The following is a 23,976-nucleotide window of genomic DNA, read 5'->3' as shown; positions in this document are numbered from 1 at the left end:
GGGAGGGCGCTTCCGCCAGAATGGCTGGACAAGACATCGTCGCCTTCAGCCGATGCTTATCGTGTATACGAGGCCATGATTAACGCTATCGGGGAATAGCATGCGCAACATGATAGATTTAGGCGGGTGGCGCTTTGGTCGCCTTGAAGCTTTGGGAAGATCTAAACCAGCGAAGCGCAAAACAGTTGTATGGCTTTGTGTGTGCCAGTGCGGAAATTTCGCTAGTGCTACCACTGCGGACCTGCGGCGTGGGCGTGTGTCAAGTTGCGGCTGCTCACCGCCGAACAAGGACGCGCATAGCACTAAGGGTTTGAGCGATCACCCCCTATACATGAGTTGGATGTATATGATTTATCGCTGCCACGTTCCGCGCCATCACAACTATTGTGATTATGGAGGGCGTGGAGTTTTCGTTTGTGAAGAGTGGCGTGATTTCCGAAATTTTATTGCATGGTCAAAAGACAGGCCGGAGGGAGGCCGGTTGCACCGGATCAGTAATGACGGACCCTATTCTCCCTCGAATTGCTTCTGGTCTAAAGCCCCCGTGCGATTGGGCCGCCGCAGGTCGGCGCCCCGGCTCCTCTCTGATCGGAGACAAAGCAAGCAGGTTAATTCAGCATCTCTTCAACAGACAAGATGATACTTCCCGCTAGCACACCGCGCGCGATTCGTGTAGGGGGAAATTGCTGCGGCGACCCGAGAAGGGCGGCACCTAAGGAGGACCGCACTGGTGAGACTCCAGCTAGACCGCAGCTAGGAAGGTACAGTGGCGCAGCCGAGGCCGACCGAATTGATTCCTGCGTCCGGACTGGCGGACGAAATTGGTGAGTAGGTCGTGGCCGCAAGGCTAGAAGCAACGTCCAAAAGCCAAGCCGACACGTACCCCGGATTTCCGAGGGACCTATTAGGACGGAGTTCCTGCGACATTACGCAGGTGGCTTTCGGGTTTTCATCCGTCAGCCTGCCTAATGGCCAATCTCACTGAATTACGCGGCCGGCGCTCCGAACCTAATTACGGGAATTCCCCGTAATTACCCAAGCCCTAAGCGCCTGGTATCTCGCAGCCACCTCGCGCCCGAACGCCCGCAGATCGACGATGTACTGCCCCACGCTCGCATCGTTCGCAACGGCGGGCACGACAGGTTCAGCAGGCAGATCAGCGACCAGAGCCGGCGGCGGGGATGCGCTTACCGTCTTGATCTGCGGCGCGCAGGCCATCGAGCAGAGCAGCAAGGCCGGGGCTGCTAGGCGCAGGATTCTTCGCATCGATCGTCTCCGCTAAAATGGCAGCGTCTTTCCGGTTGTCGGTCGATACCTTCGCCAAGCCGGAGGAAAGCGCGGTGAGGCCAGCCACGTCGCGCTCTCGGGATAGCTTTTCGGCTTGGATCGCTTCGTTAAGGTGGGAATTGCTCACCTTAAGGTCGGCTATCTCCGCGCGCATTCCCCTGATCCACAGCACCACGCCCACAACCGCTACCAGCCCGGCGATCCACGGCAGGAACGGCTTGGCGAGGCGGTAGAGGGCGAGTGGGATCATACAGTGTCAGACCCACCCGCAAGACATTCGGCACGAGGTTTCAGGGCGTTTGGATCGCCCGCGGCGCACTGTGCTTGACGCAACCACCACGGGACATCGCCAGCATTGTCGCCCGCCCGAAGCGGGGGCGTCACGACAGGCCTCAATTCCCGCAGCGGCGGCGTCACCTTATTGAACACCAACCCGAGATGCGCCTTGATCGCATCCCACTGCTCAGGCGTCGGCGGCTGTTCGTGCAGCTCGGCAAAGCCGTTAAGCCAATAGGCGAATTGCAGAGCGTCCATTAGTCCTTACTCCCACCGTCGCCATAGTGACCACCCCAGCCTTCGATTCCGCCGTGTCCTTCACGCATTATTGCCTCCATTCTGGTTGACCGTGTCGGCCGTTAAGCCATCCTCGTATCGCCGGGGATCTTCGCGCCCTGTATGAGCTGCGCCAGCGTGAGCCCGCCGGTCCATTGGCAGTGCGGCCGATCCTTGATCGTGCGCCACTCCCCGCCCCACTCGAGGCCCTGTTCTTTGGCAAGCTTGCCGTAGAGCGCCCACGCCGCGTTCGCGACAGCCTGGTCCTTCTTGTTGTCGCCCCAGTTGTCGAGCGCCAGAAGCTTCTCGGGAACGCCATCATAGGCGAGGCGGAAGTTGTGGTAGCTCGTGCCGCCCTTGGCGTTCGTGACGATCTTGCCCGGCTTGGAACGCCCCTGCGCATAGAGCGCGTTCTGCTCCGCGACGGAGCGATACGTCGCCGTGATGCGGATCGGCATGCCGGCCGCTGCACACGCCTTCATATGCGCCTCACACTTGGCGCGGACGACCGGATGAAGCTCGCTGATGTCCCGACTGCTCATAGTTTTCCCCTCGCGCGAAGGTGGAGTTCGGCGGCGTCTCTGGCCCGGTCGCCCTTCTTGGCGTGCTTGTGGAGCCGAAACAGTCGCCCAGCGTGCATCATCAAAAGCCCGATCATGAAGACCAGCGTGGACCAATCAGAGAAGGGCGTTATCTCCGGAGAGTTCATGATGGCGGGTGAGCGCAAGACGATGGTGCCCGCCGAAATGGCCATCCCGGCGCGCTCGATCCAATTGAAGTTGTCCGGGTAAACCGTGACCTTCACTACCAGAACAGCGATCATCGCGACGCCGACCAGCACGGTCGCAAGGTGGATTAGATACAGCGTCATTTGGGCTGCTCCTGCTGAGAGCCGAACAGGCGGGATCCCCATTTGATGGCCAGCGAGATGAACGTGTTTGAGCCCGTCGCGAGCAGCCAGAAAAGGGCGCCCTGCGTCCGGTAGTCCGCTCCCCAGGATTGCACCCCGCGAACGACCACGGGGCCGAAGAAGTAGGAGAAGGAAAAGGACGTGAAGAGCGCCAGCAAGATCTGGTTGCGGCTCATGGTCTTGAGCGACAGGAAGCCCAGCGAGGTGATCGATCCTGCGACCGCCGCGAGCACGACATAAATCTCCCGTGCCATGCCGGAGTCATGCTCGACCATGGATCAGCGCTCGTTTTTGCTGGGTCTCCAAAAGAGGAGATAGGCCGCGACTGCGAAAGCGGCGTAGAGCCAAGGCGATATTTCGGCCAATTCCACCTCCCCCAAGGGCAAGGAAGATAGCTCCCTGCGCATAGAAACCGAAGTCTAGCAGGGCGTAATAGATTACCCTTTCGACATATCCGTGCTTGCGCATCCAGTGCAGAATTAACTCCGCAAAAAATGTGGCAGACAGCAGTCTGCCCCATAGCAGACGGCGCGCGAGAATGAGAGGGATAATGCCTCCGATTAGGTCATAACTAGACCACAGGTCGGGGCTCTTCACCTTGAAGCCAAGCAACATTGACGCGAAGTGAGCTGGATTAGTCGAATACTCAAACGACAGTGAGTAGAGCGCCCATATTGGGAACAATGAAGCAGCACAGATCACGGCAGCCCGCCGTTCGCTGGCAGGCGCATGCGCAGCCGCAATCACGGCAGCCGCGCACACCATGCTGTTGAAGGCGAGCGCCAGGTTCACTGGTCGGGATCTTGCCCATTATTGCCGCCGCCGCCGCTGTTCGCGACCGCGCCGCCGCAGTGCGCATCATAGGCCGCCTGGAGATGCGCCTTGATTTCAGGCGTCGGTGCATGCTCGATCAGGAATTGGAGCAGCTTGCAGAACATCTCAGCCTCCCGCGCGCCGGGGTGGCGCGATCAAGGGCTATGGGGCGGGGCATAGCGAAGTTACCGCCGTCAGTCGGCGAAGGCCCGTATCTCGTCAGCCTGCGCCGCCGTGATGACCTCCGCCTCCTCAAGGCACGTCAACAGCGCCTCGATCAGGTTCTCCGCCTTGGTCGGTGCGGGTGGAACGATATCCTTGAACCCGCCGCCATGTTCTGAGGTCCACTCGCTCGTTTCGCCATAGCCAACGGGCGCAACGATCGCACGCTGTCCTTGGCCGGGAACAGGCGATTCCTCACTCGTCCCGGCCAAGCTGTTGTCGGCGTTGATCAGCAGCCACATCAGTAGGTCACCCTCAGATAGGATTGCGAATAGTCGGGCCCTTCCACGATGCCGTAGGACGGGTTGAGCCGGATCAGGTAGGTCGTGATGTCCGTCGTGGCGTTGTTGAGGGTACCGGTCGCTACAGCTACTCCGCCATCACCTGGCGCGATGCTATCACTGCCAGCGGCGCCGAAATTATTCCATATGCCCGTGCCGGATGCGCTGTACTGTAATTCTGCGGTAAGCGTGCCGCCAAGGGTCGAGGTGGCGATCTTGATCTTACCCTCGCACACTGCACTGGCGCCGGGATCGAGCGTCACAGTAATCGTGGTGTTCCACTCTCCCGATATCGTCGTCTGCTGCGTGGGATAGACCGGCGTCTCCGTCGTGACCGGCCCAAGTACAAGCCGTTCGCCCACGAACCCACGGCGACGATACGACACGGCCGCCTCATAGGAGGTTGTCGGCTGGACGCTGGTAATGACCGTCTTGAGCGTCGGCGGAGGGGTCTCGGCGTAGACGATCCAATTATCGTCCGGGCCGGCGCCGGCATCATAGATCCGATACTCGAACACGATCGATTCCGCGACCGTGGTGTCGACGGCGCCCTCGATCACGATCGCCGGGACAGGATCGCCGGTGGTCGTCACCTTGTTGTCGGTGATAGCCCACGATCCGGATTGCGGGGTCGGGATGCTCGGGTCGAGCGATACGCCGGGCGTGGGCGGTGCAACCGTCGTCTGGCCCAGCGCGAACGCATGCTTGGCGTAGGTCTCCGATCGCGCCGTAAACGAGGCCACGCCCTGAACCGGATCGAAGTCGCGGTTGAGCAGCAGCACCTGTTGCGACACGAGCCCAATCTCCGGCAGCGTCACCGTGATGCAGTCGCCCGGCTTGTAGCCGATCCACCGGATCTTGAGCGGCAGGCTGATCGGGCCGAACTCGCGGGCATTCTCGATATCGTACCGGCATGCCGTCCCGATATGATCTTCCGGGATGAAGGCGTAATCCGCCTCCTTCGTGCGCCGGCCGCCATCGGTGCTCTCATAGGCGGAAACGCGCACCGCTTCGCCGGGTAGGAATTGCCAGTCGTTTCCGGGCTGCCAATAGCGGGGAACGATGCCGTTTATTCGGTCGCGCCGGGGCTGTGTCGCAGCTGCGCTTGCCGCGCCCACCACGTCGGCGGTCGTCACGGTGTCGAGGCTGACCTTAGGCGCATTGGTGAAGCAGGAGATGAGCGCGCCGAGCTGCATCGGTTCGGCCATGCCGGCTTGCAGCAGCCGCTTCAGCGTATCCCATTTGCCATCGCCGCTGTAGATCGCCCCCGCGGCCTTCCAGCCGTTCAGGTCGGAGATGTTCGCGCCATCGACGAAGCTCGCCACGTCGATCTGGCTGATCGGCGCCCCGATGCCGAACACACGCTTGCCGTTCTGGTGCCGCCCGATGACATAGGACAGCGCGTGCAGATGCGCGTTCTCGCTATAGGTCCAGGTGCTTTCGTCATCCCAGCGGTGCGAGCCCGACCCGCCCGGATAGGTGCTGTCGAGCCGGGGGTCGTAGACCATGACGCCCTCGATCACCCAACGCGGGTTCGGCATGCCGGTCTGGTAGACCTTGGCCTGTGGATCGAATCGTACGGTCCATGCCGCCGCCGCCAGCCCGGACAGCTTGCGCGACGAATCCCATGTCGGCGGCGTGCCGGCGGTCAGCCCGAAGTCGAGCGCCGCAGCCTCGGGAGACGCGCCGAGTTGCGTCTTCTGCCACATGTAGTTGACGTATGGCGCACTGGCATAGCCATCGGCGTCGAAGGTCACGGCGGTGCGGTCGGCGGTGAAGCTCAGGATGCTGTTGATCAGCCCGAGCGACAGGATGACGACCATCGCGCGCCGGTCGTTCGTCCCGTCGTCAGCCGTGTCGTAGGTCTTGCGAAACGCCAGCACGCCGCTCGTCGCGAACTGGCCCACGATGCACGGGACGAACGCGTTAGGGTCGGCGGTGAATTGCTGGGGATTGCCCGTTTGCGTGCCGCCGGGGGGCTTTTTGGCGGTGACAGCGGCGGCTAGCGTAAGGCCTACTGCGGCAAGCGATGCGTATGCAGTGACGGTCGCGACGGTCGCCAGAGCGGCGGCGGTGGCTGATCCCGCGGCAACGGTTCCAAATATGCCGGCACCCGCCGCCGCACCGATGCCGGTCCCGACGAGCGCCACCGCACCCACGATAAGAGCTGCGGTCCGCAGGGTTTTCGACATAGTACTTGACTATGGAGCGCGATCTTGGCCCGTTACCGCCGTTAGGAGAGTGAGATGCGGTGGCTGGCTCTAATACCCCTTCTGCTCACGGCGAGCTGTCACACCAGTGCCGGCATCCGCTCAATGCAACCCATCGCCGAGGCCGTCTCTGCAAAGGCGCCCGATGTGGTCGCCGGCTGCATCGCTCTCAACCTTGGCAAGTACCGCGATACGCCGGTTCGAACCGAGGCAATCCCGAACGGAATGTCGGTTATACAGTCCGTCCCGGTGAGCGCCTTTCGCTCTCCGATGACCACGATCGACGTGGTTGGCGCTGGGTCAGGATCTACCGTCACAGTGCGAGCAGTCGGGGCGCGGGGGCGGAGGATGCCATTATCCTCGGATATCACGGCCTGCCTGTGAGCGAGGCCCACTTAGCGCTCGGAGACATATCCCATCACGGTTACGGAGTAGCCCCTCCCTTCACAGAAGAAGCGCTAGCCCAACTCATATTACGGGCGGCCAAGCTATCTGACCTGATAGTTCTCGAAAAGGATTTTGCAGCATATCTCGCCAAGCACTGGCATAGCCGCATGATGCTTAGGGACTTCAAAAAGCTGCCCGGGCTATCTGACTATCTCTCTGATGATGCGCGTTCCGACATCGGAGAGTCGTGGCATAAACTGTACAGGGTTATCATAAGGACGGTGGGTTCGGCTCGATCACTGCGACAAACATGGTTCAATGCAGGTGTCGAGTTCCGCGTTGTTTTGCGTGAAGGTCAATCTCTTGAGGGCTCGTGCAAATGGGCGAGGGATCGTTTTGGACGCGCCAAATCGTTTCCGGAGATCGAATTGCTTCCCTCGCTATCCTGTGATCAGCCGGCCGCGTGCTCCTGCGTATATCAAATCAAAACGTAGGGCGGCCCCGGAGAGCCGTCTAAACCACCGCCCAAAGCGCAAGCCCGGCGCCGCCGACGAACAGCAAAATCGAGAGCGTCGCGACAATCAGCCCGACGCCATAGAATGCCATCCCCTGCCGATTGAGCTTTGCGAAGATGGCGGGGTCGATGGTCTGCGGCATGCCGGCAACGATGTTCTGCGCGTGCCACGCCTGCTGAAACGCCTGATTGTAGAATCGATCCTGCGACAGGAAAGCCAAAATGTGAGCCGCCAGCGCAAGGGCAAGCCCGATGCAAAACGCCCCGAACGCCAGCTTGAGGCGGCCGGCGCTGAAGTGGAGCGCGGCATCACGGCCCGCATTCCCCACGAAGGTGAAAAGGCCAATCAGCGCACCGCCGTGGGCGAGCATAAGGGCCTGAAGCGCGCGATCTGCCAACTGGACCTGGAATCGGACGCGCTCACCAGCGTCCGCCAGATTAGCGGCATATTCCTGCTCGGCCACGCGAATCCGCGCCGCAGAGAGTTCGGTCTCGCTCATACCACCCTCACCCGCCAAGCCGCCGCATACTCCACCGGCTGCAGCGTACAGGCGCCTTTCGCGTCCTCGTGGTAGCCGATCACGCGGCCATTGCCCAACGCGATCACCATCGAACCAAGCTCACTATCGCCGGGCAGCATGAGCACGTCCCCGACCACGGCAGCAGCCGGCGCGATGCGCTCGAACCCGAACGAGTCCATGGCCTCCGCCAGATTGGCGAACCCGCGCGCTTTCAGCTCGCGCAAACCGGACTTGACCGTTGTGTAAGCGCCCGACGCGGGCAGCACCACGCGATGGCCCAGCTTGCGCAGGTGCATCGCCACCATCCGCACGCAATCGTTCGTGCCGTACTTGAGCGGCTTGCTCTTGAAGCGATCAAGCGTCGCCTGCGCAGCCTTCACGCGCAGCTCGATTTCCGTCATGGCTGATACACCGGGCCGGTTTCGTAAGGCGTGCCTCCCCCGCCACCGGGATAGGAATAGATCGGCACGCTGGGGGCTTCTGCACCCCAATAGTCCGTCTGCGGAACCGAACTCATGTCATCCAGGCCGGTCTCTCCGGGCCAGACATCCTTGTGGAAATCGGGGGACAGGCGGATGCCCTCGTCATCCGTGAACAGGCGCTGGAACACGGATACTGCCTCGATTTCGAGCGAACGGGTGCCCTTGTCGGCCCGTAGCGTCGGCACGTCGATTTCAAGCGTCATCAATTCGTGGACGCCTATCACCGCGCCGGTCGCGGGATTGATCGCGCCGGCATGGATGTGGATCAGGGAGCCTTGGTGAGCGGGGGACGACATATCAGCCGCAGCCGCATCGGACGGCGGGAAAAAGGTGATCGCCAGCGCAGGCGCGGTATCCCCCATGCCCTCGCTCAATGTCTCGATCGCCGCGATCGTACCGTAGGTCGGGTCGCTCCCGGCGTAATCATATCCGCCGAACGATAACTGCCCCGCCCCATCGAGCAGGCAGATCGTGGCGGACGGAAGGTGCACGCGGATCGCACCGAACACGGTGGGGCTAACGCTGGAAAGCGCGGCATCAAGTGCCGGATCGAGGACGCTCATCTAGTTTCCTCGATCGTGAACGACATGCCTTGCCAATTGCCCGGCGTGTAGACCCACGACACGTCGGACGTGAGGAACCCTTCGATCAGAGGCGTCTCCAGCTCCACAATGTCATTGTCGTTGGGGGAGCGCCTGAGCATCGGGGTGATGGATAGTGTGAGCTGCCCTGATCCGTTGGCCGTAGCGGCGGCGTTGACCGTATAGAGATACCAGATGGCCGCGGTACTGACGCTAATCGCCTGCCCTTCATAGGCGTTGTAGCCGGGCGTGACTCCGTCGATTACGAGCGTGTTGCCGCTTTGCGCACCCCCATTCACGCGGGGCACGCCCTGAGTGCCGGTGTCCCCGCCATCCTGCGGGAAGGTGAAGATAACCCCCTGCGTCTGCCCTTGCAGAAGCTGCTGGCGGAGACGGCGTCCTTCCAGGGAGGAGCTGGACAGTTCCCCCACCTCGACCGTCACACCGAACCTGTTGCCGAGGCGGTTGAGTAGCTGGTCTGGGCCGCCCATCGTGGGGCGCAAGATGCCGCCAAAATTCAGGGGATAGATCGTCGCCTGGAGAAACGAACTTTGGCTGACCTGGACTGACATCGCGCACGGGATGGTGCGCAGGGACGGAGTGTTGGCTTACCGCCGTCAGCCTAGGCGGTAGCGGGCGCGGCGGGCCATTGCCATAATCATCGGCGCCCCAGTTGATAATTGGCCCGCCGCTGCATTCTAGCCATTCCCAAATTGGCCCCCGCGTCCGCGGCTACCGCGTCCATCATCTTCGCCTGCGCCAATATTTTGCCCGCCAAGTCGCTCGCGAATCCGGCGGGTGTAACGGAATTGTCGGCGCTGACGGAGATGTAATAGGTGTTCCCCCCACCCTGCGCCGCAATCGCGTGGTTGGGAACCACCGTCCCACCCTGTCCGCCCATGCGCAGCAGTTCGGGGCCGCGTTCGCCCACCACATATGTCTCACCGGCTGCAACAGGTCCGCCGGCCGCTCGAAACTTGATGCCGCTGTTTAGGCTGGCGATCGTACCCGACAAGCTGGCGGCTGACGGGGAGGCGACGGAAAGGCCCCCACCAAACAGGGATGCCAGTTGGGGAACGCTGCCGAGCAACGAAACGATTTTGCTCGCCGCCAGCTTGGCGAGGAAGCGGATGGCGGCCTGTTCAAGTGCGTCCCCGAAGCCCTTGGCCCCGCCCGTCAGGCCGGCCTCAAGTAGAGATGCGATCGACTTCACGTTCTGCTCGCGAACGCGCTGAAGCTCCTTCTCCTTATCACGCTGAAGGTTGAAGTTATTGAGCGTCGATTGCGTTCTGGCCTCGTCGTCCTCCTTCAGGCGCTTCCGCGTATCTGCCCATGAGGGCAGTTCGGGATTGGCAGAGATCGGGAGGAATTCGTCGATCGGCTTCTTGGCCATCTCGCGCGAGAGTTTTTCAAGTTCGAGAGGCGCATTGCGAACCTCGCGAACAAAGTCCGCATAGCTTGCCGCAGCCACCTTCACGGCGCGGGCATGCTCAGTCAGATCCTTGCGCCCTTGGCGGGCCGCCGCGTTGGCAACGTCTACGGCCTGGTTGGCCTCCTTCAGGCGGGCGGTCGCCTGCGCCTCCGTTATCTTCTTCGCGTCTAGCAGTATCTGATTTTCGCGCTCGACGAAGTTCCTGCGCTCCTGCGCCTTGGTCACCGCATCGGTCGCGGCAGCGGACGAAATACGCGCGCTGCGCAACGATTCGTCGGCCTGAAGCAGGCGCTTTACCTGAAGGTTGCTAAACCGATCATAGGCCTTATCCAGGCTTTCCAGATCAGCCTGCGCCTTTTGAGCATCGGTCGATGCTTGCTGGGTGAAGCGGGAAAGCTCCGAACCAGCCCGTCCGCGCACGTCGCTCAGCCGACCTCCGGCGCGCCCTGTGGTCGGCCCGCCGTTCGCTGCCACCCGCTGGCGCCCCTGTGCCTCCGTGAGCCGAAGCTGGGCCTCAGCGCGTGCCGCCGCATAGGTTGCATTGGCCTGCTCCAGCCTCGCCTGCGCAGCGCCGCGCGCATCATTGGCGATCACCTTCGTCTTATCAGCCGCATAGGCCTCGTTCAGCAGCTTGGTCGCAGCCGATGCCTTGAGGGTCTTGTCGCCCAGACCATCGGTTGCGATCTTCAGGCCATCCGCGTTCTTCTTTGCCTTATCAGCCGCATCGCCGAAGCCGAGCAATTGAGGCGCGAGGGTACCTAGGATCGATCCGACCGCAAGCAGCGCCGCGCCCATCGGGGTCACAAAGAAGGTGGCGAAGCGCGCAAGCCGGCCCCCGGTGTCCACGAGGGCATCGGCAAGCTGTGGCGCCTGTTGCGCAAGAATCAGGAATGGGGACTGCCCCCCTGATAGCTGGGTACCAATGTCGGCAATGTTTCGCCCGACATTGCGCGTGCCGTTTTGGATGCGCGCCGCCGAACGATCAACATCGTTGGCAGCACGGCTTACCTGCTTGCCGGATTGTTCGAACGTGTTGCCAAACCGCTTGATGTCAGCCGACGCCTTATCGACGCCCGTCGCAACGACATCGATAATGACCGAGCTGGCGTCAACCACGGCCTACTTCCGATCGGTAGCCGGGGCGGTCGCATCCACCAACACGCCGGCGTCCTCAGCCGCCTTGGCCGACTCCTCTCTTACCGGCGATTGGCCCTTCTTATACTCGATCGTCACCTGAGCCGTGCAGTAGGTCCAATCCTTGGCGAAAACGCGCTTTGTCATCATGGGGCTCCTTTTTTCAAAGCGGCCATGGCGCGCCGCATTCGCTCTGATCCGGCGGGATCTGGCGCTGGTTTCACGTCGGTATCATGCGCCGCATTCCAGCCCGCCAACGTCGTCCAATATTCAGCCCACCCGATCGCCTTCCAATCGAGGCCGTTCATCATCCGGCAGTTGGCGATGACCTCCGCGGTGTCCGTCGCTTCTTCGGGGCTCCGCCTGCCGGCTTTTCCGCCGGCTGATCTTTTTTTGGCGGTTCGTAGCCCTCGATCGCGGCGCGCAGAATGGCTGCGGCGAGGGTCCAGCGCTCGATGATCGGACGCGCATCCACGTAAAGGCCAACGAGCCGAACGGCCTCTGCAGGCCTCATACCGCCACCGATCAAGCCAAGGCGAACGACCTCACGGCAATCGGATGCCGACGCCTTGCCCCCGGTCGGAAACGCGACGAGCTGGCCATCCTGAATACCGAGACCGGCCAGCACGTCGGAATAGACCGCGACGATCCCGCGCTTGCGCCGATTGCCATCGTGATCGCGGTACCCGCATGCATCCTCCAGTTCAATAATCTGGGGGAGGAGCAGCGCGAACGTGTACGTTCCGTCCGCGAAATCGAGGTCAATGCGAGGATCGAGCGGCATTTAGCTCGCCGGGGTCCACGTCCAGGCGCCTTCGCTATTCAGCGTGATCTCACCGGATGAATTGCCGTTCGAATCGGTCGTGATATTGTTGGTCATCATCACGTAAGCGCCCGCGAATGTGCCGAGCAAAAGGCCAGCGTCACTGCCGTTGCGCTGACGGAGTTCGATTTTGTAGTTCCGAACCGTCCCCAGCAGAGCTGCGAAGCTGGTCATCCATTCGATGCTCATCGCACCGCCGCCGGTGATCGTTTGGGAGATGCCGTTCGTGATATTCTTGCGGGTCGCAAGCGCGCCGGGCTTGGCACAATCGCGGCGATATCGATCCGTGCCGCTGACAGCGACGTTCACGGAGACATTTTCAATGCCGCATATTGCATTGAATACCTCGGTGGGCGTCGCGCCATCGCCGGGCTTGATGATGGCGAAATCGGCTTCGGTAGGTACGGACATGCGCGCGCTCCTATTGCGCGCCGGAAGCTATGGGGCGGGGTGTGCCCCCTTTACCGCCGTCAGGTAAGGACGCGGATGCGCAGATTGCGGATCGCATGCCAGCTATTGGAGTCGGTGCCGTCGACGATGGTCTGGCCGCCAGTGGCCATGATCTTGGCCGTTCCAACGTGGGGGGAGGTCAGCGTGATGACCTGTCCGTCCAGAGCCTCGGACACCGCCGCCCCGATCGCCGACGCCGCTTCTTCACCCTTGGCGAAGCAGTGCACCGCAACCTCGATTTCCTGTCCGTCAAGGCAGGCGGCCCGCCGCGGAACATCGATCGCCACCCCATATTGGATGAAGGGCCAAGCCGGGAGCGCGGGTGGTTGCGGACCGAAGATGCTCTGAGCCGGAACGAGCGCCGTCACGGGCGCACTATTCACGAGGATCGTCACGACCCCCTTGCGGACGACGGTGTTGCTGATCCGGCCCATGGTTATCGTTGCTCGGCAGTATGAGACCAGGCGCGCCGAACATCGGGCCCACCATGCGCATGAAGGTGAGCATCGCCCAATATTCCGTCTGCTCGTAGGATGGCGGGCGAGGCATGCGGGCGCACCATAGCAAGGGATCGAGCGCGCGTCATTTCTTGTTCTTCGCGAGGATGCGGTTGACGGCGCCCTGGACGTTGGCCTTCAGCGTGTCCTTGTTCTTGAGGGCGGCGGGGCGCATATACGGGCGCTCGGGCAACTGCGCTGTACCTGTGTTACCCCCGAATTCCTGAATGGCAGCATAGGGCGCGTCAGCAATCACCTGCGCCTTGAACGGACCAACTTCCTGCGCCTGAATGCTGTCGGCGAGAGTGCCCGTATCGTTGTTGGGGGGCGTGCCGGGTGCAGATGGCACATGCCCCTTGCCGGAGACAGCGCCAGTAGTGAGGCTGATCTGAGCATCAACCTGAATGCTCTGCGCGGTGACAAACAGCGCCTTGCCAATCTCAGGCCCCACAATATCCGCGCTTATCCCCTTCAGCCGCGCGATATTCGCCTCAAGACCGCGCACCGGCATTACGCCCGCCTCCCCGCGCATTCGTAGCCGATACCCATGGGGTCCGAGCCGATCGCCGGAGTGAGCTTCCACCGAACGCCCGCATAGGGGCCGGTGTTGGCGGTGAAGAAATCATCGGAAGTAGGCGCCAGATCCAGCCCGTCGCGCAGGACGAGCAGCCGCACCTCGGCATCCGTGAAGACCGGGCTCGAACGCAGTCTTTCCGTGACCGCGTCGATCTGGACCGACACGTCAAGATATTCGGTGCTGTCGACCGTGCTGCCACCTGCCACCCATGTCTTGGTCACGCGCTCCAGCGTGCCGGGCATGAAAGGCCCGCCGAATGCAGCCGAAACCCCACGCGCGATGCCGGCAAAGGCCGCTGCCATGTCGATCATGATACGTAGGGCGGGATGAGCCCCCCGCAGCAGGCATAGCCGGGAGCGACGCCCGAGGTCGTCACCAGCGGGCCGCCCTTGTTGCGCCGAAGGATCGCGAGATAAGCTTTCCCGTACCGCGTTGAGGCCCACCCGCCCTCCGCCGAAGCGGTCGCCGCTGCATCCGACATCGAAACCGAGAACGAGCCCGAACGGAACGAGGTGACGCCGGCCGGAATTGCGGTCGCACCAGAGGTGAGCACCCCGCCCCGTGCCATTTCATGGCACGCCGCCTCGATGATCGCGACGGCGTAATCAGCCTCGATCCAGCTCGTATCCACATGACGGGCGGCCGCATCGGTGAGCCAATACTGGACCTGCGCGTCCTCGACCGCCGCGAACTCGGGATGCCGAAGCTTCAGGTCGGTGGGGGTAGGCGCGGTATAGGCCATGCCCTTCAATCAGGGCGGGACGCGCGCTCCGTTACCGCCGTCATGCGATGGTCCAGCCCACATGGCGCTCGCGCACCACGGCCTTGACCGCCTCGTGGAACGCCGTGTCCACGCCGCTCGCAACCACAAGCATCTCAATATAGCCGTCCCAGCCGTTGAAAACGGCGCCAGCGGCGTCGAGTTGGGACATCACCCTCAACACGCCTGACACATTGGCCGCCAGTGCGCCGGATAAAAGCGAGGTTCCGTCGCGATAAATGGTCGCGGTCGTGCCATCGTGAGTGAAAGTATAGAGATGAGGGCTCGCGTCGGTCACATTGGTGGTCGTGCGCAACCGGGTTGTGGCTGCGTAGTTCGTGTAAAGCGCAATCTGGCGTGTCGAGTTGAAGTCGACCACGACCGGGCTCGCGGCGGGGAGGCTGGCCGGAGTGGTGGCCAGCATCACCCCGGCCGCGCTCAGCGGCTGCTGCGCAACGATGCATATCGTCCACGGGGGGGCCGGGAGAACGAGATTGCTATTGCCCACCAGCGTGTCAACGGAACTCCCGCTATACGTGATGCCCACACGCGCATCGGTAGTTGTCAGCACCTTTGGCGCTTGCGACCCCGGTGTGAACTTCTGCTCGACACCAGCCGGTCCCTTGGTGAAGGCAAGCAATTCAGTAACTCGGCTTGATGCGTCCAGCGTGGCGAAGCCCGGCTCAATCCATGCAAGCCTGTCAGCGCGATCATAAAGCGCAGCCTCGGCGGCCGTGATGATCGGCGCGCCGTTGCCGACGACTCCCGTGCTATCGAACGCGCGCTGGGTGATGTAGCCTGCGGTCATTTCAACATGTCCTCAACTGGAAAGCATCCACGATTTTGCGGGCGAGGTGAGATGGAGCCTGAAAAGGCGGGCCTGGAGCTGATGGCCCAAGGCATTGAGGTGCACCGAAGCACCACCATTTGCCCGGAAGGACGGCGGCACGACGCCGGCCGCAACAGCGGCATTGTCGTCCGAGGTCGGCGTGAAGCCAGGCGAGAAGATGGCGGCATCCAACAGGGCGCGCGCCGACCCGAGATATTGGCGCACCGGCACGTAATCGGAGCCGTATGTCTGGCTAAGCCACTTCTCCAGATCGGCGATGAGAATGCCCTTCGGCGTGCCGGGCCCCTCGTCCAGACCTCTATCCAGAAGGCCCCACACCAACACCTTCCGCGGCGACAGGTGCGGCTCCGATGTCATCCGTCGATAATACGCCTTCACGTCGTCTATCGTGCCGGTGCCCGACAGGATCGGAGTCAGATTGTTGGTCCCCGCCCCAATGATCACGATGCCGCCCCAAGCGTCGCGGCCGGTCGCCGAGTGAATATTGACGAAGGACGGCGCCGATACGTCCGAGCCCGCGACAAGTCGCGTGAAGTTGAGCGACGTTGATGCTTCAACGAAGGCCAACGTGCCCCTGACGACCGTTCCGTCAAAGGCCTGAAGATCGGCGATTACGTTGCGCGAGCGCAGGATCGTGGGCGCCACATCAGTAATGGGGACCGAGCCGGAGGCCGGAATAACCCCGCCCACCACCTTGCCGATGACGGGAACCCCGAAGCGCGATGCAACCACCTCGATCGGATCGCCGGGCATCCCATAATTCTGGACCGTGATGCCGAGCTCCGTCCCGAGCAGCGTCGTCCAGCGCTGTGCGTCGCGGGTTTCGTCGGGCAGATCGGACCCGTAGGTAGTGCTGTCCCCGTAAGCCGAAATCTTGGCTGTGACAGTGAAGGGCGCGTTGACCCTACGCCCCGCTGCATCGGTATCCACGCTCGATGGCAACGAAAGAGACAGGAACACACGGGTCTTTAGAGCGGCCTTGCTCTCGGCCAGTGCTTCGATCGCGGCGATCTGGGCGGGAATGTCGCCGCTGGCGGTGGCCGCAACCACCCGTCCAGCGCCATCGGTATCGACCGATCCGGTATATTGCAGCGAAAGGAAGGTGCGGATTTTCAGGCCGGCCTTGCCCGCGATTGCCACATTCAAAGCCGCGATTTGCCCTTCGGGGCTGCTCCAGAATATCTTTCCTGAAACGTCGGTATCGACCACGCTTCCGGCGACGTAGGCTAGCGAAAGGAACTGGCGCACTATCACCTTCGGCAGGGCGTCGATGGCCGCCTTCGAGGGGAAGGCCAGCCCCTGCGCCACCGCCGATGAGCCCGAACGGCGATAGAGCGTCGCGTATGTCGTGCTGCCGGATGCACCTTGGAGAAGGAACGGCGCTCCATCCGCAACGCCTGCTACGCCAGCAGCGGTGGAGGTGAAGAGGGCGCCGGCTGCCGCGGCCTGCGCAGCAGCAGCGTATAGTGCGGCAGCGTCCTTGCTTGCTCCAGCCGATATCGCGCTACTCGTGACATCGGATTGCCGAACAATGACTTCAGCTAAGTCTGAGGCAACTTCTATGGCGTTGGCGGCCACCACAGCTTGATCGGCCGCAACCTGCCCCGCCGCGTCTAGAACCTCAGCGTGCTTTACCGCGATATCGTCAAGCGTCGTTCCGGCTTCATCTACGACCCCTTGTGCCGCTGCCGCTGCCGTGGTGGCCAGCGCAGCCGCTTCCTCCGAAGGCGCGCGCAGGTATGCGACAAGCGCCTCTGGCGTATCCTCGTCGATGATTTCGGCATCATAGGCCTGCCGGGACGCGGAATAGCCCTGAGGCCCGCGCGAGCCCCCACCTACAGAGATGCTAGGCCCGCCGATGATCTGAACCGCAATCGGCTCGATAGGCCCGATGCTACCAAGCCCCTCTCCAAGCACGTCCACCGCGAGCTGCGGGAACCCCTCGAACGGATCGACCGACGCGTCCGCCAGGACAAGATCCACGCCGATCACATGGGGCAGCAGCGAGAGGGCGGCAGTCACCGTGTCGTCGATCGAGATATCTACGTTGTCGCCGTCGCGCTCAACCGCGAGGTCGTATTGCGTCGCGCTGGTAGATGTCTGGTAGAGCGTCGCCTTCAACGTTTCGCCGTCGCCGAGATAATCAGCGGGGAACGCGATACGGAAGCTGTAGGGAAGCCCGCGTTCGATCGGGGCAGGAAGTCGCACCGTCCGGGCCATGGCATGTCATTGCGGGTGCGTTATGCGGCGATTACCGCCGTCACGCGCCCTATACGGTCTCGATGTTCACGAGATGCGCGCCCGTCGACGCGGAGGCGCCGGTCCCAGAAAACCGAACGCCGACGCGGCCAGCGGCCGTAATCGCGACAGTCGCCGTAGCCACCACTACACCGTTTGCCTTCAGTGTGACGCTGGTGCCGCTGAAGGTTACCTCGAAATCATAGTCGGTGTCGGGGGTCAGGGTGACGCTGGTTGTGGTACTCCCAGCTGCCGGAGACGCCAAAGTTCCCGCTGTCAGGGTCGCAATCTCAAACCGGCCCGTATTCTGAAAGCCAGCAACGACCATGGTGTTTGCCGCCGTATCCATGCGGCCCGCGAGGTAGAAGTTGTGCACCCCGGGGCTGCTGGACATCGTCCGGAAGCGGCCCTTGAGCGGCACATCGGCGACCGCAGGAAGGCTCGACCAAGCCGCCTTGTTGCCGCCGGAGAGATAGTACAGCCGGTTGTTGATGGTCTGCGGTGACGCCGTGTAGCTCGTGTGCGTCGTCCAGTCGTGGCCACTTTCGGCATTGATCAGCGGGAGCTGTTCGGCGTCCCCAGCAAAGACGAAAGTCTGGTAGAGACGCTGCGGCGTTGGGGTAAGGGCCGCCAGCGTGGCCAGATAAGCGGTCTTGGCCGCCGACGAGGGGAGCGCGGCGAGCGCATAGCCCGCCTCGTCAATGTTGGTCTGCGATGGAAACGCGACCGCGCGCTGGACAAGAATGTCCGTGTAGCTCTGTGCGGGCCAAGCGCCGGTATAGGCGTAGAGGCCCGCAGTGCGCACCAATTCGGCTCGGTACTCGTCATATGCAGCAGAGCCGTTGGCCTGATTATACGGATGGACGGCATCGTTGCTGCCAAGCGGCCCTAGCAGGACGCGGCGCCGCATTTGAAGCGAGTACAGGTCGACCCGCGGGATGCCGAGAGCTGCATCGAAGGCATGCGATGCGTAAGCCTGAACTGCTGGGCAAAGAAAGTTGAGGTTGAAATCGAGGGAGCCCGCAGACTGGTCGGATGGAGTGACATCCGGCGAGGTGTAGGCCCGAAATGTTGTGAGCACCGGAAGCACGACCCTGCCCGGAAAGGCGGTCAGGAGCTGCGCGACATCGGCGGCGATCTGCGTCCGCGTCGCGCCCGACGTGGAACTGTAGGGCCTGTAGATCGTGGTCGTGTTGCCGAGCACGTTTCCGGGAACATCGAAGCGCGGCATCGTGCCCCACGCACTCGCCTCAACCTGCGCCGGATAGGACTTGCAATCCGACACCGGCGCACCGGTCGCCGCATACAACATCACCACCGGGTCGTGGGCCGGGTAGACCCGCCGGAGCGCATCCTCCACGAGGTTGGGATAGCAGCCGTAAACCTCGAGGCTGGCGCCGAGGATGAGCCACATATCCTGCAGGTCGTTGGCCTGGCGCTGCCAGATGCCTGGGTAGAGGATATTCACGCCCCCGGTGGGGCCGGTGATCGTTACCCTGATCTTGCGGGCAGCGCCGGCCCCGATCAGCGCGAGCTGGCGCGTGTTCGCCGAGCCCGTGGTTCCGCCAGACGGGAAGACGTTGACGCCAGAGCCCGTCAGCGCCGTCCAGTTCGATCCACCATCCGTCGACTGCTCCGCAACCCATGTCACTGCGCTCTTGTCGGCAATGAAGGAGACGAAGGCGCCGGGCGACGATACCGCGTCGATATCCCAAGTCATCACCAGCGCCTGCGTCGCCGGCACGTTGACGGTCGGGCGCGTCGCCGACGCATTGTTCAGCAGCGCTGTCGCTAGGGTGGAATTGGCGACCGCGTTGACTGTCGCCGAGCTGCCCGTGACCAGCACGCGCCATGACGTGGGAGGCGGAATGTAGGCAGCGCCGCCAGAAACAGCCGCCTGCGTCGCCGCAATCATCAGAAGCGCGGTGGTGTCGAGCATCAGGTGAAGCTGCCTACGCCCACAACTGCGACATTCGTGCCGGTGGTGATCTTCCATGCGCCCGATGCGCTATTCGTCAGGAAAGGCACCGTGATAGGCGTGAGACTCGTTACCGACGTGGCACCGCCGGTAAAGGTGAACACCGTCGTCGCACCGTCCAGAACGATCACGTTTCCGGGCGATGTCGTCGCGGGCTGGATCAGGATGTGACTGAGATAGTCGCCGACAGCACCAATTGGGCCTAGGATCTGCGCGGTCTGCGATGCCGCTACGGTTTCATATGCGAAGCCGGCAGGCGCGACCGCGGTGGCTTCGATCGGTTGCCCTGCGCTGTTCTGGACGACGGGGACGCGCATCATTCAGTCCTTTGCGAAAGAGGTTGCGCCGCCGCCTTGGCCAATTCGAGCAGGCGATCATGACCGGCCTTATGATGCGCCGGCTTGCCCGTCTTGCGCAGGATGAGGGCGCGCAGTTCGTCGTCGGTCATGGCGCCGATCAGGTCGGCATTGTCGGCGTCGGCTGGGGGTGGCGCTGCCTGTTGCGGTTCCACTTCCCCCACCACCTCTACCGACAGAAACGGAAAGCGCTTAGTGCGCTCCTCATGCCCCGCCTTGATCACTAGGGTGCGGCTGTGCCCCGGCTCGATCTGGAGCAGGCCTTCCGGCGTCCAAACCCCCTGTAAGGCTTTCGAGTTGTTGGTGACCTTAGCCTTCACGGCGCATCTCCGAAAGAAAAGGCCGGGCCCCGAATGAGGCCCGGCCCTCTGAGCCCCCGCGCGAACAGGAAGTTATCAGGCCGGCGGAGCGGTCACTTCGTCGGCGTAGGCGGCAGCCTTCGGGAGGCGCCATTCGGTGCCGCCGGTGCGGGCGATGATGCCCTGCTCGAAGCCCATGATCGACTTCTGGCGAGCCTGGAGCACGGTGCGCGGCATCGGCAGGTGGAAGCGCACCACCTCCTCGTCGCGGCGATATGCCACCATGCGACCGCCGCCGTCCTGCGAGGCCGTCGCCAGCTCGCGCACGGGATAGATGTTGAGCGGCTGATTAGTCTCGGCGGTGTAGATGTTGCCCTTCTTGATGAAATCAAGCCCCGTCATCGCGCCGTCGCCAGCACCGAGGCGAACCGTCGCGAGCCGGCGGAACGCATCCGGGGGGAGAGCTAGGCTGTCCGCCCACTCGATTTCGTTCGTCTGCGTGCGGACACGGCTGAGCACGTCATTCACGTCCTTCAGCATCGCATCGACCGTCTTGGCAGGCCAGAACGTACCGGCGGTGTCCACGTCGGCGCGGGGCACATTGGTGTCGTTCGCGAAGCCGGTCCAGTTCTTCTCCGTCGAACCAACGAAGGCGATGCCGTTCAGCATGCGCTCGATCTTGTCGGTCGCGCTCATCGCATCGGTTGCGGACAGGTCGATGCCGTAGAGCGAAGCCTGGTTGATCTCCTCAATCGTCCATTCCCAGCCCGAGCCGATCATAGCGAAGTCATGGCTGGCCATGTCCTTCGTGGACTTGTTGAACGGCATGTCGGTGCCTGAGCCGGAGAGGAACTTGGCCTCGCCCGCGCTATCGACCGAGAAGAAGGTCGTGCCGATCGCCCACTGGTTGCCCTCGGTCACCACGGGAATGACCTGCGCATAGTTGTAGGTGGGGTAGCGCTTCTTATAGATGCGCGTCTCGATGTTGCGACCCTGCGCGATGACGAAGGGGAAGGCCGCCTGCGCGTCGGCGAAAGGAACGTGGCTCATTCTCTGGCTCCTGTCAGCGCCGATCAGCGCAGCTTGAGGGAGACTTCGACGATGTCGCCGTTGCCGCCCGAGGTGTCGAAGGTCGCATCCGGGATGCGGATATGCGTAGTGGTCGAGGTGTAGCGGCCGTTCGACGGGTTCCAGTACACGTCGCCGCCATCGACGACCGAAGCGCCGGCCGTGACGTACATCTGGCCCATCGTCATGAAGGCGCCGGTGAAATACTGCGGGTACCCATCGACCAGCGTGGCGCCAGAAGCCACGGGCGGAACCGCCTCGGTAAGGACCGAGAGCCCGACGAACTTGACGTTCGCGGTATAGGTCACGTCGATGAAGTAGGTATCGTTCGCCGTCATGGTGCCCGCGTTCGAGATGGTGAACGTGGTGATGCCGGGGATGGTCGTGTTGGCCGTCGCGACGTTGCCGGTGCCGACCACGACGCCGTCAGGGTCCGTGACGATGTACGGGGCCGTCGCCGAGGTGCCCGTAAGGACCGCCGTATAGCGTCCCGCCTTTGCGCCGGCCGTGATGGTCGGGGACGCGGTGATCGTGCCCGTGCCGACGTTGCCGGACTTCGCCGAACCGGCGCCGGTAGCGGCGAAGGTTCCGCCAAGGATCACACCATGGTCGCCCGACCCACGGAAGGCGGGCTGGCCGAAGGCGATGCCGGCCGAAGATTCGACCGTGCGGCTGACCTTGTTGCACTTCTCTTCGTTCGCGATCTGGCCCGGAAGGCCCTTCGCGGGAGTGACAGAATAGTCGGTCTGGTACGTCGCCATCTCGGGCTCCTTCTCGGATCAGTGCGTCAGGCGGCGGCGCGTTCGCCGCGCATGTCGGCGATCATGGCTGCACGGGCATCGTTGGCGGCCTTGTCGGCATCGCCGAGCGGCTGGTGGCTGATCGCGGTGGTCAGCCGGTCGGCGGACTCCACCTTCAGATCCTTGGTCAGCGTCTCGAACGCGATCTTGACGTGGTCGCCGGCATAGGTGTTGCCGGGCATCGCCTTGTCCACGACGGCCTTCATGATGGCCGCTTCGTCCATGGCGTCGGTCACGGTGACACCGGCGGCCTTGGCCTTGCCCTCGATCACGGCGAAAGCGCGCGCAGCGTCGCGGAGCTGCTGAAGCGTCGGCTTCGCGGCGGCGAGGTCAGCGGTCAGCTTGGCGATGTCGGCGTCCTTGGCGACGATCGTGGCGGCGTCGGTCACCGCCTTCGTTTCCAGCGTGGTCACCTTGACATGCGCAGCGTCGCGCTGCGCCTTGAGTGCATCGACGGTCGCAACCGCCGTTTCGGGGTTTGCCAAATCGACGGTCAGCCCGTCGAGGACATAGTTCTTCACGGGCTTCTCCTGGGTCAGGCTGTCGAGAAAGGATTGGGGGACGGCATCGCAGTGGGCGGCGTCTTTGATCGCACATTCGGAGCCGGCACGGCCGCGATCGACCACCGCGACATGGTTGCCATCAATCTGGGTTTGCTTGGCGACGTAGGGCTCACCCTTGGCGTTGATGCCATCGCCGATGACGATGTTGGCCCCATAGCCGCCGCTCAACTCGCGCTTTCCGTCGCGATATTTCGCGATCAGCGCCTTATCGGTGATGAGTCCCGACATGCGCGCATATTCGCCGTCGCGCAGCACTTCGCCGATCGCGCCCTTGGCCTTCTCGCGCCAGTTGTCGGCAGTCACGCCCGCGTTGGGGTGGTCGTCGGTGATCGGCTTGGCGAGGAAACTCCCCATCGCCCGCGGCGCGAAAACCTCATCTGCGGGGCGATCTACCGGGTAGAGGGTGTCGGCTTGGAAACGGCGATTGCCGGCCGCGTCCTTGTGCGCGCCGGCGGGGTCAATCTCATCGCCCCGGTACATCTGAATGCCGGTCCGTGCGAAACGCGCGGAAAAGCCGAGGAAGCCATCGCTGGTCTCCCACGTCTTGTCCATGATAAGCGTGTCAACGAACATGACGGCATGCGATGCCGCCTATGGATTTAGGGCATTACCGCCGTCAGGCTAGGTAGCGCTCGTCTCCGGTGGCGCGGTAAAGAAACCACTTCACCGAACCTTCTGCAAGTCCGGCATTGCGCTTGCCTCGTTTGCGCATCCATAGCTCGTGCTTGAGCCACGCAATCCACGTTGATCGGCTTTGGCGCCTTCGCTGCCGAGCCCTGTTGTTGGCGGTCCGGATGCGCATCACCCCTCCTCCGCCAGCGCCGCCGACAAAGCCGAAATCAAAGCCTCCACATCCTCCCGTTCATATACCATGAACAAGTCCGACTCCTCCGCAATACTTCGATCTTCCGCGAAGTGTATAGGCCCGGAATCCTCGCCCTGCTCCATACGCTGGGCAAGGTCGATCCAACCCGCATCATCCTGTTCAGTGTCTGGATAGGTCAGGTCGGCGGACCAATAGTTGCGATACTTCGTAGTCTCGCCCTTGATGAGCAAGCCAGACGTGTAGGCGGGCTTGTAGACGGAGAATACAGTCCCCGGCGGCAGCGCGAGAAAGGTGGGGCCATCAACGATCCGCATGGGTATCCTCCGCCAGCGCCGCGTCGATCATGGGGCTAGGCATGGTCTGGCTGCTTCATGACTCTTCCGTATGCCCTCTGCTTAGCGCTTTCCACGGCCTCCTCTGGGGTCATGCCGCGGAGAAGTCGCAAACGCAACGTACCTGATCTAATTCCGACCACCCTGCCGAACTCCGCCAAAGACATCTGTCGCCCCTCGTAAGTCAATCGGAACGTATTTCGCTTGTTGTTCGCCTGCACAAGCGGAAGAGC

The 23,976-nt window shown here is 62.7% G+C and carries 30 protein-coding genes; all 30 read right to left on the bottom strand.

The genetic code is table 11. The features are described 5' to 3' along the window. Positions 1-1,156: 1,156 nt before the first annotated feature. The gene (locus ABW043_RS16785) at positions 1,157-1,537 is read right to left on the bottom strand and encodes a hypothetical protein (protein WP_353922340.1); all 381 of its coding nucleotides are present in this window, start codon (positions 1,535-1,537) and stop codon (positions 1,157-1,159) included. Next, entirely contained in the window at positions 1,534-1,821 is a 288-nt protein-coding gene (locus ABW043_RS16780; protein ID WP_353922339.1) for a hypothetical protein, read from the bottom strand. The genes ABW043_RS16785 and ABW043_RS16780 overlap by 4 nt, the downstream gene beginning before the upstream one ends. Positions 1,822-1,922: 101 nt before the next feature. Next, positions 1,923-2,381, bottom strand: coding sequence for a M15 family metallopeptidase (locus tag ABW043_RS16775; RefSeq protein ID WP_353922338.1), 459 nt, complete (start codon positions 2,379-2,381; stop codon positions 1,923-1,925). Next, positions 2,378-2,710 carry a hypothetical protein gene (locus tag ABW043_RS16770; RefSeq protein WP_353922337.1) on the bottom strand — a complete coding sequence of 111 codons (333 nt, stop codon included), beginning with the start codon at positions 2,708-2,710 and terminating at the stop codon, positions 2,378-2,380. The genes ABW043_RS16775 and ABW043_RS16770 overlap by 4 nt, the downstream gene beginning before the upstream one ends. Next, entirely contained in the window at positions 2,707-3,024 is a 318-nt protein-coding gene (locus ABW043_RS16765; RefSeq protein ID WP_353922336.1) for a hypothetical protein, read from the bottom strand. The genes ABW043_RS16770 and ABW043_RS16765 overlap by 4 nt, the downstream gene beginning before the upstream one ends. Next, positions 3,011-3,541, bottom strand: coding sequence for a hypothetical protein (locus ABW043_RS16760; protein WP_353922335.1), 531 nt, complete (start codon positions 3,539-3,541; stop codon positions 3,011-3,013). Before ABW043_RS16760 ends, ABW043_RS16765 begins: the two co-directional genes overlap by 14 nt. After that, a complete protein-coding gene (locus ABW043_RS16755; RefSeq protein WP_353922334.1) occupies positions 3,538-3,687 on the bottom strand; it encodes a hypothetical protein in 150 nt (49 codons plus the stop codon). Before ABW043_RS16755 ends, ABW043_RS16760 begins: the two co-directional genes overlap by 4 nt. 69 nt (positions 3,688-3,756) lie before the next feature. Beyond that, a complete protein-coding gene (locus ABW043_RS16750; protein ID WP_353922333.1) occupies positions 3,757-4,026 on the bottom strand; it encodes a hypothetical protein in 270 nt (89 codons plus the stop codon). Then, positions 4,026-6,257, bottom strand: coding sequence for a phage tail protein (locus tag ABW043_RS16745; protein ID WP_353922332.1), 2,232 nt, complete (start codon positions 6,255-6,257; stop codon positions 4,026-4,028). Before ABW043_RS16745 ends, ABW043_RS16750 begins: the two co-directional genes overlap by 1 nt. 918 nt (positions 6,258-7,175) lie before the next feature. Beyond that, the gene (locus tag ABW043_RS16740; RefSeq protein ID WP_353922331.1) at positions 7,176-7,676 is read right to left on the bottom strand and encodes a hypothetical protein; all 501 of its coding nucleotides are present in this window, start codon (positions 7,674-7,676) and stop codon (positions 7,176-7,178) included. Further along, positions 7,673-8,098 (bottom strand): DUF6950 family protein, encoded by a 426-nt coding sequence (locus ABW043_RS16735; RefSeq protein WP_353922330.1) that lies wholly within the window; start codon positions 8,096-8,098, stop codon positions 7,673-7,675. Before ABW043_RS16735 ends, ABW043_RS16740 begins: the two co-directional genes overlap by 4 nt. Then, complete coding sequence (locus ABW043_RS16730) at positions 8,095-8,742, bottom strand: hypothetical protein (protein WP_353922329.1); 648 nt, start codon at positions 8,740-8,742, stop codon at positions 8,095-8,097. The genes ABW043_RS16735 and ABW043_RS16730 overlap by 4 nt, the downstream gene beginning before the upstream one ends. Further along, positions 8,739-9,332 (bottom strand): hypothetical protein, encoded by a 594-nt coding sequence (locus ABW043_RS16725; RefSeq protein ID WP_353922328.1) that lies wholly within the window; start codon positions 9,330-9,332, stop codon positions 8,739-8,741. The genes ABW043_RS16730 and ABW043_RS16725 overlap by 4 nt, the downstream gene beginning before the upstream one ends. Positions 9,333-9,418: 86 nt before the next feature. Further along, the gene (locus tag ABW043_RS16720; protein ID WP_353922327.1) at positions 9,419-11,308 is read right to left on the bottom strand and encodes a phage tail length tape measure family protein; all 1,890 of its coding nucleotides are present in this window, start codon (positions 11,306-11,308) and stop codon (positions 9,419-9,421) included. A gap of 3 nt (positions 11,309-11,311) precedes the next feature. Further along, on the bottom strand, positions 11,312-11,473 hold the full coding sequence (locus ABW043_RS16715; RefSeq protein WP_353922326.1) for a hypothetical protein: 162 nt from the start codon (positions 11,471-11,473) through the stop codon (positions 11,312-11,314). A gap of 160 nt (positions 11,474-11,633) precedes the next feature. Next, the gene (locus ABW043_RS16710) at positions 11,634-12,110 is read right to left on the bottom strand and encodes a gene transfer agent family protein (RefSeq protein WP_353922325.1); all 477 of its coding nucleotides are present in this window, start codon (positions 12,108-12,110) and stop codon (positions 11,634-11,636) included. Next, a complete protein-coding gene (locus ABW043_RS16705; RefSeq protein WP_353922324.1) occupies positions 12,111-12,560 on the bottom strand; it encodes a hypothetical protein in 450 nt (149 codons plus the stop codon). It abuts the gene before it with no gap. A gap of 59 nt (positions 12,561-12,619) precedes the next feature. Beyond that, complete coding sequence (locus tag ABW043_RS16700; protein WP_353922323.1) at positions 12,620-13,033, bottom strand: DUF3168 domain-containing protein; 414 nt, start codon at positions 13,031-13,033, stop codon at positions 12,620-12,622. Positions 13,034-13,181: 148 nt separating this feature from the next. Next, positions 13,182-13,607 carry a phage virion morphogenesis protein gene (locus ABW043_RS16695; RefSeq protein ID WP_353922322.1) on the bottom strand — a complete coding sequence of 142 codons (426 nt, stop codon included), beginning with the start codon at positions 13,605-13,607 and terminating at the stop codon, positions 13,182-13,184. Then, the gene (locus ABW043_RS16690; RefSeq protein ID WP_353922321.1) at positions 13,607-13,984 is read right to left on the bottom strand and encodes a hypothetical protein; all 378 of its coding nucleotides are present in this window, start codon (positions 13,982-13,984) and stop codon (positions 13,607-13,609) included. The genes ABW043_RS16695 and ABW043_RS16690 overlap by 1 nt, the downstream gene beginning before the upstream one ends. Further along, positions 13,981-14,415 carry a DUF4054 domain-containing protein gene (locus ABW043_RS16685; protein ID WP_353922320.1) on the bottom strand — a complete coding sequence of 145 codons (435 nt, stop codon included), beginning with the start codon at positions 14,413-14,415 and terminating at the stop codon, positions 13,981-13,983. The genes ABW043_RS16690 and ABW043_RS16685 overlap by 4 nt, the downstream gene beginning before the upstream one ends. A gap of 40 nt (positions 14,416-14,455) precedes the next feature. After that, positions 14,456-15,241 carry a hypothetical protein gene (locus tag ABW043_RS16680; protein WP_353922319.1) on the bottom strand — a complete coding sequence of 262 codons (786 nt, stop codon included), beginning with the start codon at positions 15,239-15,241 and terminating at the stop codon, positions 14,456-14,458. Between the two features lie 12 nt (positions 15,242-15,253). Beyond that, positions 15,254-17,503 (bottom strand): SGNH/GDSL hydrolase family protein, encoded by a 2,250-nt coding sequence (locus ABW043_RS16675; RefSeq protein ID WP_353922318.1) that lies wholly within the window; start codon positions 17,501-17,503, stop codon positions 15,254-15,256. A 49-nt stretch (positions 17,504-17,552) separates the two neighbouring features. Beyond that, positions 17,553-19,460: a hypothetical protein gene (locus ABW043_RS16670; protein ID WP_353922317.1), complete on the bottom strand. Its 1,908-nt coding sequence runs from the start codon at positions 19,458-19,460 to the stop codon at positions 17,553-17,555. Continuing rightward, positions 19,460-19,816 carry a hypothetical protein gene (locus tag ABW043_RS16665; RefSeq protein ID WP_353922316.1) on the bottom strand — a complete coding sequence of 119 codons (357 nt, stop codon included), beginning with the start codon at positions 19,814-19,816 and terminating at the stop codon, positions 19,460-19,462. The genes ABW043_RS16670 and ABW043_RS16665 overlap by 1 nt, the downstream gene beginning before the upstream one ends. Beyond that, positions 19,816-20,175, bottom strand: a complete 360-nt coding sequence (locus ABW043_RS16660) for a hypothetical protein (protein WP_353922315.1) — start codon at positions 20,173-20,175, stop codon at positions 19,816-19,818. The genes ABW043_RS16665 and ABW043_RS16660 overlap by 1 nt, the downstream gene beginning before the upstream one ends. 75 nt (positions 20,176-20,250) lie before the next feature. Continuing rightward, the gene (locus ABW043_RS16655; protein WP_353922314.1) at positions 20,251-21,204 is read right to left on the bottom strand and encodes a DUF2184 domain-containing protein; all 954 of its coding nucleotides are present in this window, start codon (positions 21,202-21,204) and stop codon (positions 20,251-20,253) included. A gap of 23 nt (positions 21,205-21,227) precedes the next feature. After that, positions 21,228-21,983 (bottom strand): structural cement protein Gp24, encoded by a 756-nt coding sequence (locus ABW043_RS16650; RefSeq protein ID WP_353922313.1) that lies wholly within the window; start codon positions 21,981-21,983, stop codon positions 21,228-21,230. A gap of 26 nt (positions 21,984-22,009) precedes the next feature. After that, on the bottom strand, positions 22,010-23,158 hold the full coding sequence (locus ABW043_RS16645; RefSeq protein WP_353922312.1) for a DUF2213 domain-containing protein: 1,149 nt from the start codon (positions 23,156-23,158) through the stop codon (positions 22,010-22,012). A 228-nt stretch (positions 23,159-23,386) separates the two neighbouring features. After that, positions 23,387-23,725: a hypothetical protein gene (locus ABW043_RS16640; RefSeq protein WP_353922311.1), complete on the bottom strand. Its 339-nt coding sequence runs from the start codon at positions 23,723-23,725 to the stop codon at positions 23,387-23,389. Positions 23,726-23,976 lie beyond the last annotated feature (251 nt).

The organism is Devosia sp., assembly GCF_040509215.1.
Classification (GTDB): Bacteria; Pseudomonadota; Alphaproteobacteria; order Rhizobiales; family Devosiaceae; genus Devosia.
This window is presented reverse-complemented; position numbering and strand designations above follow the sequence as displayed.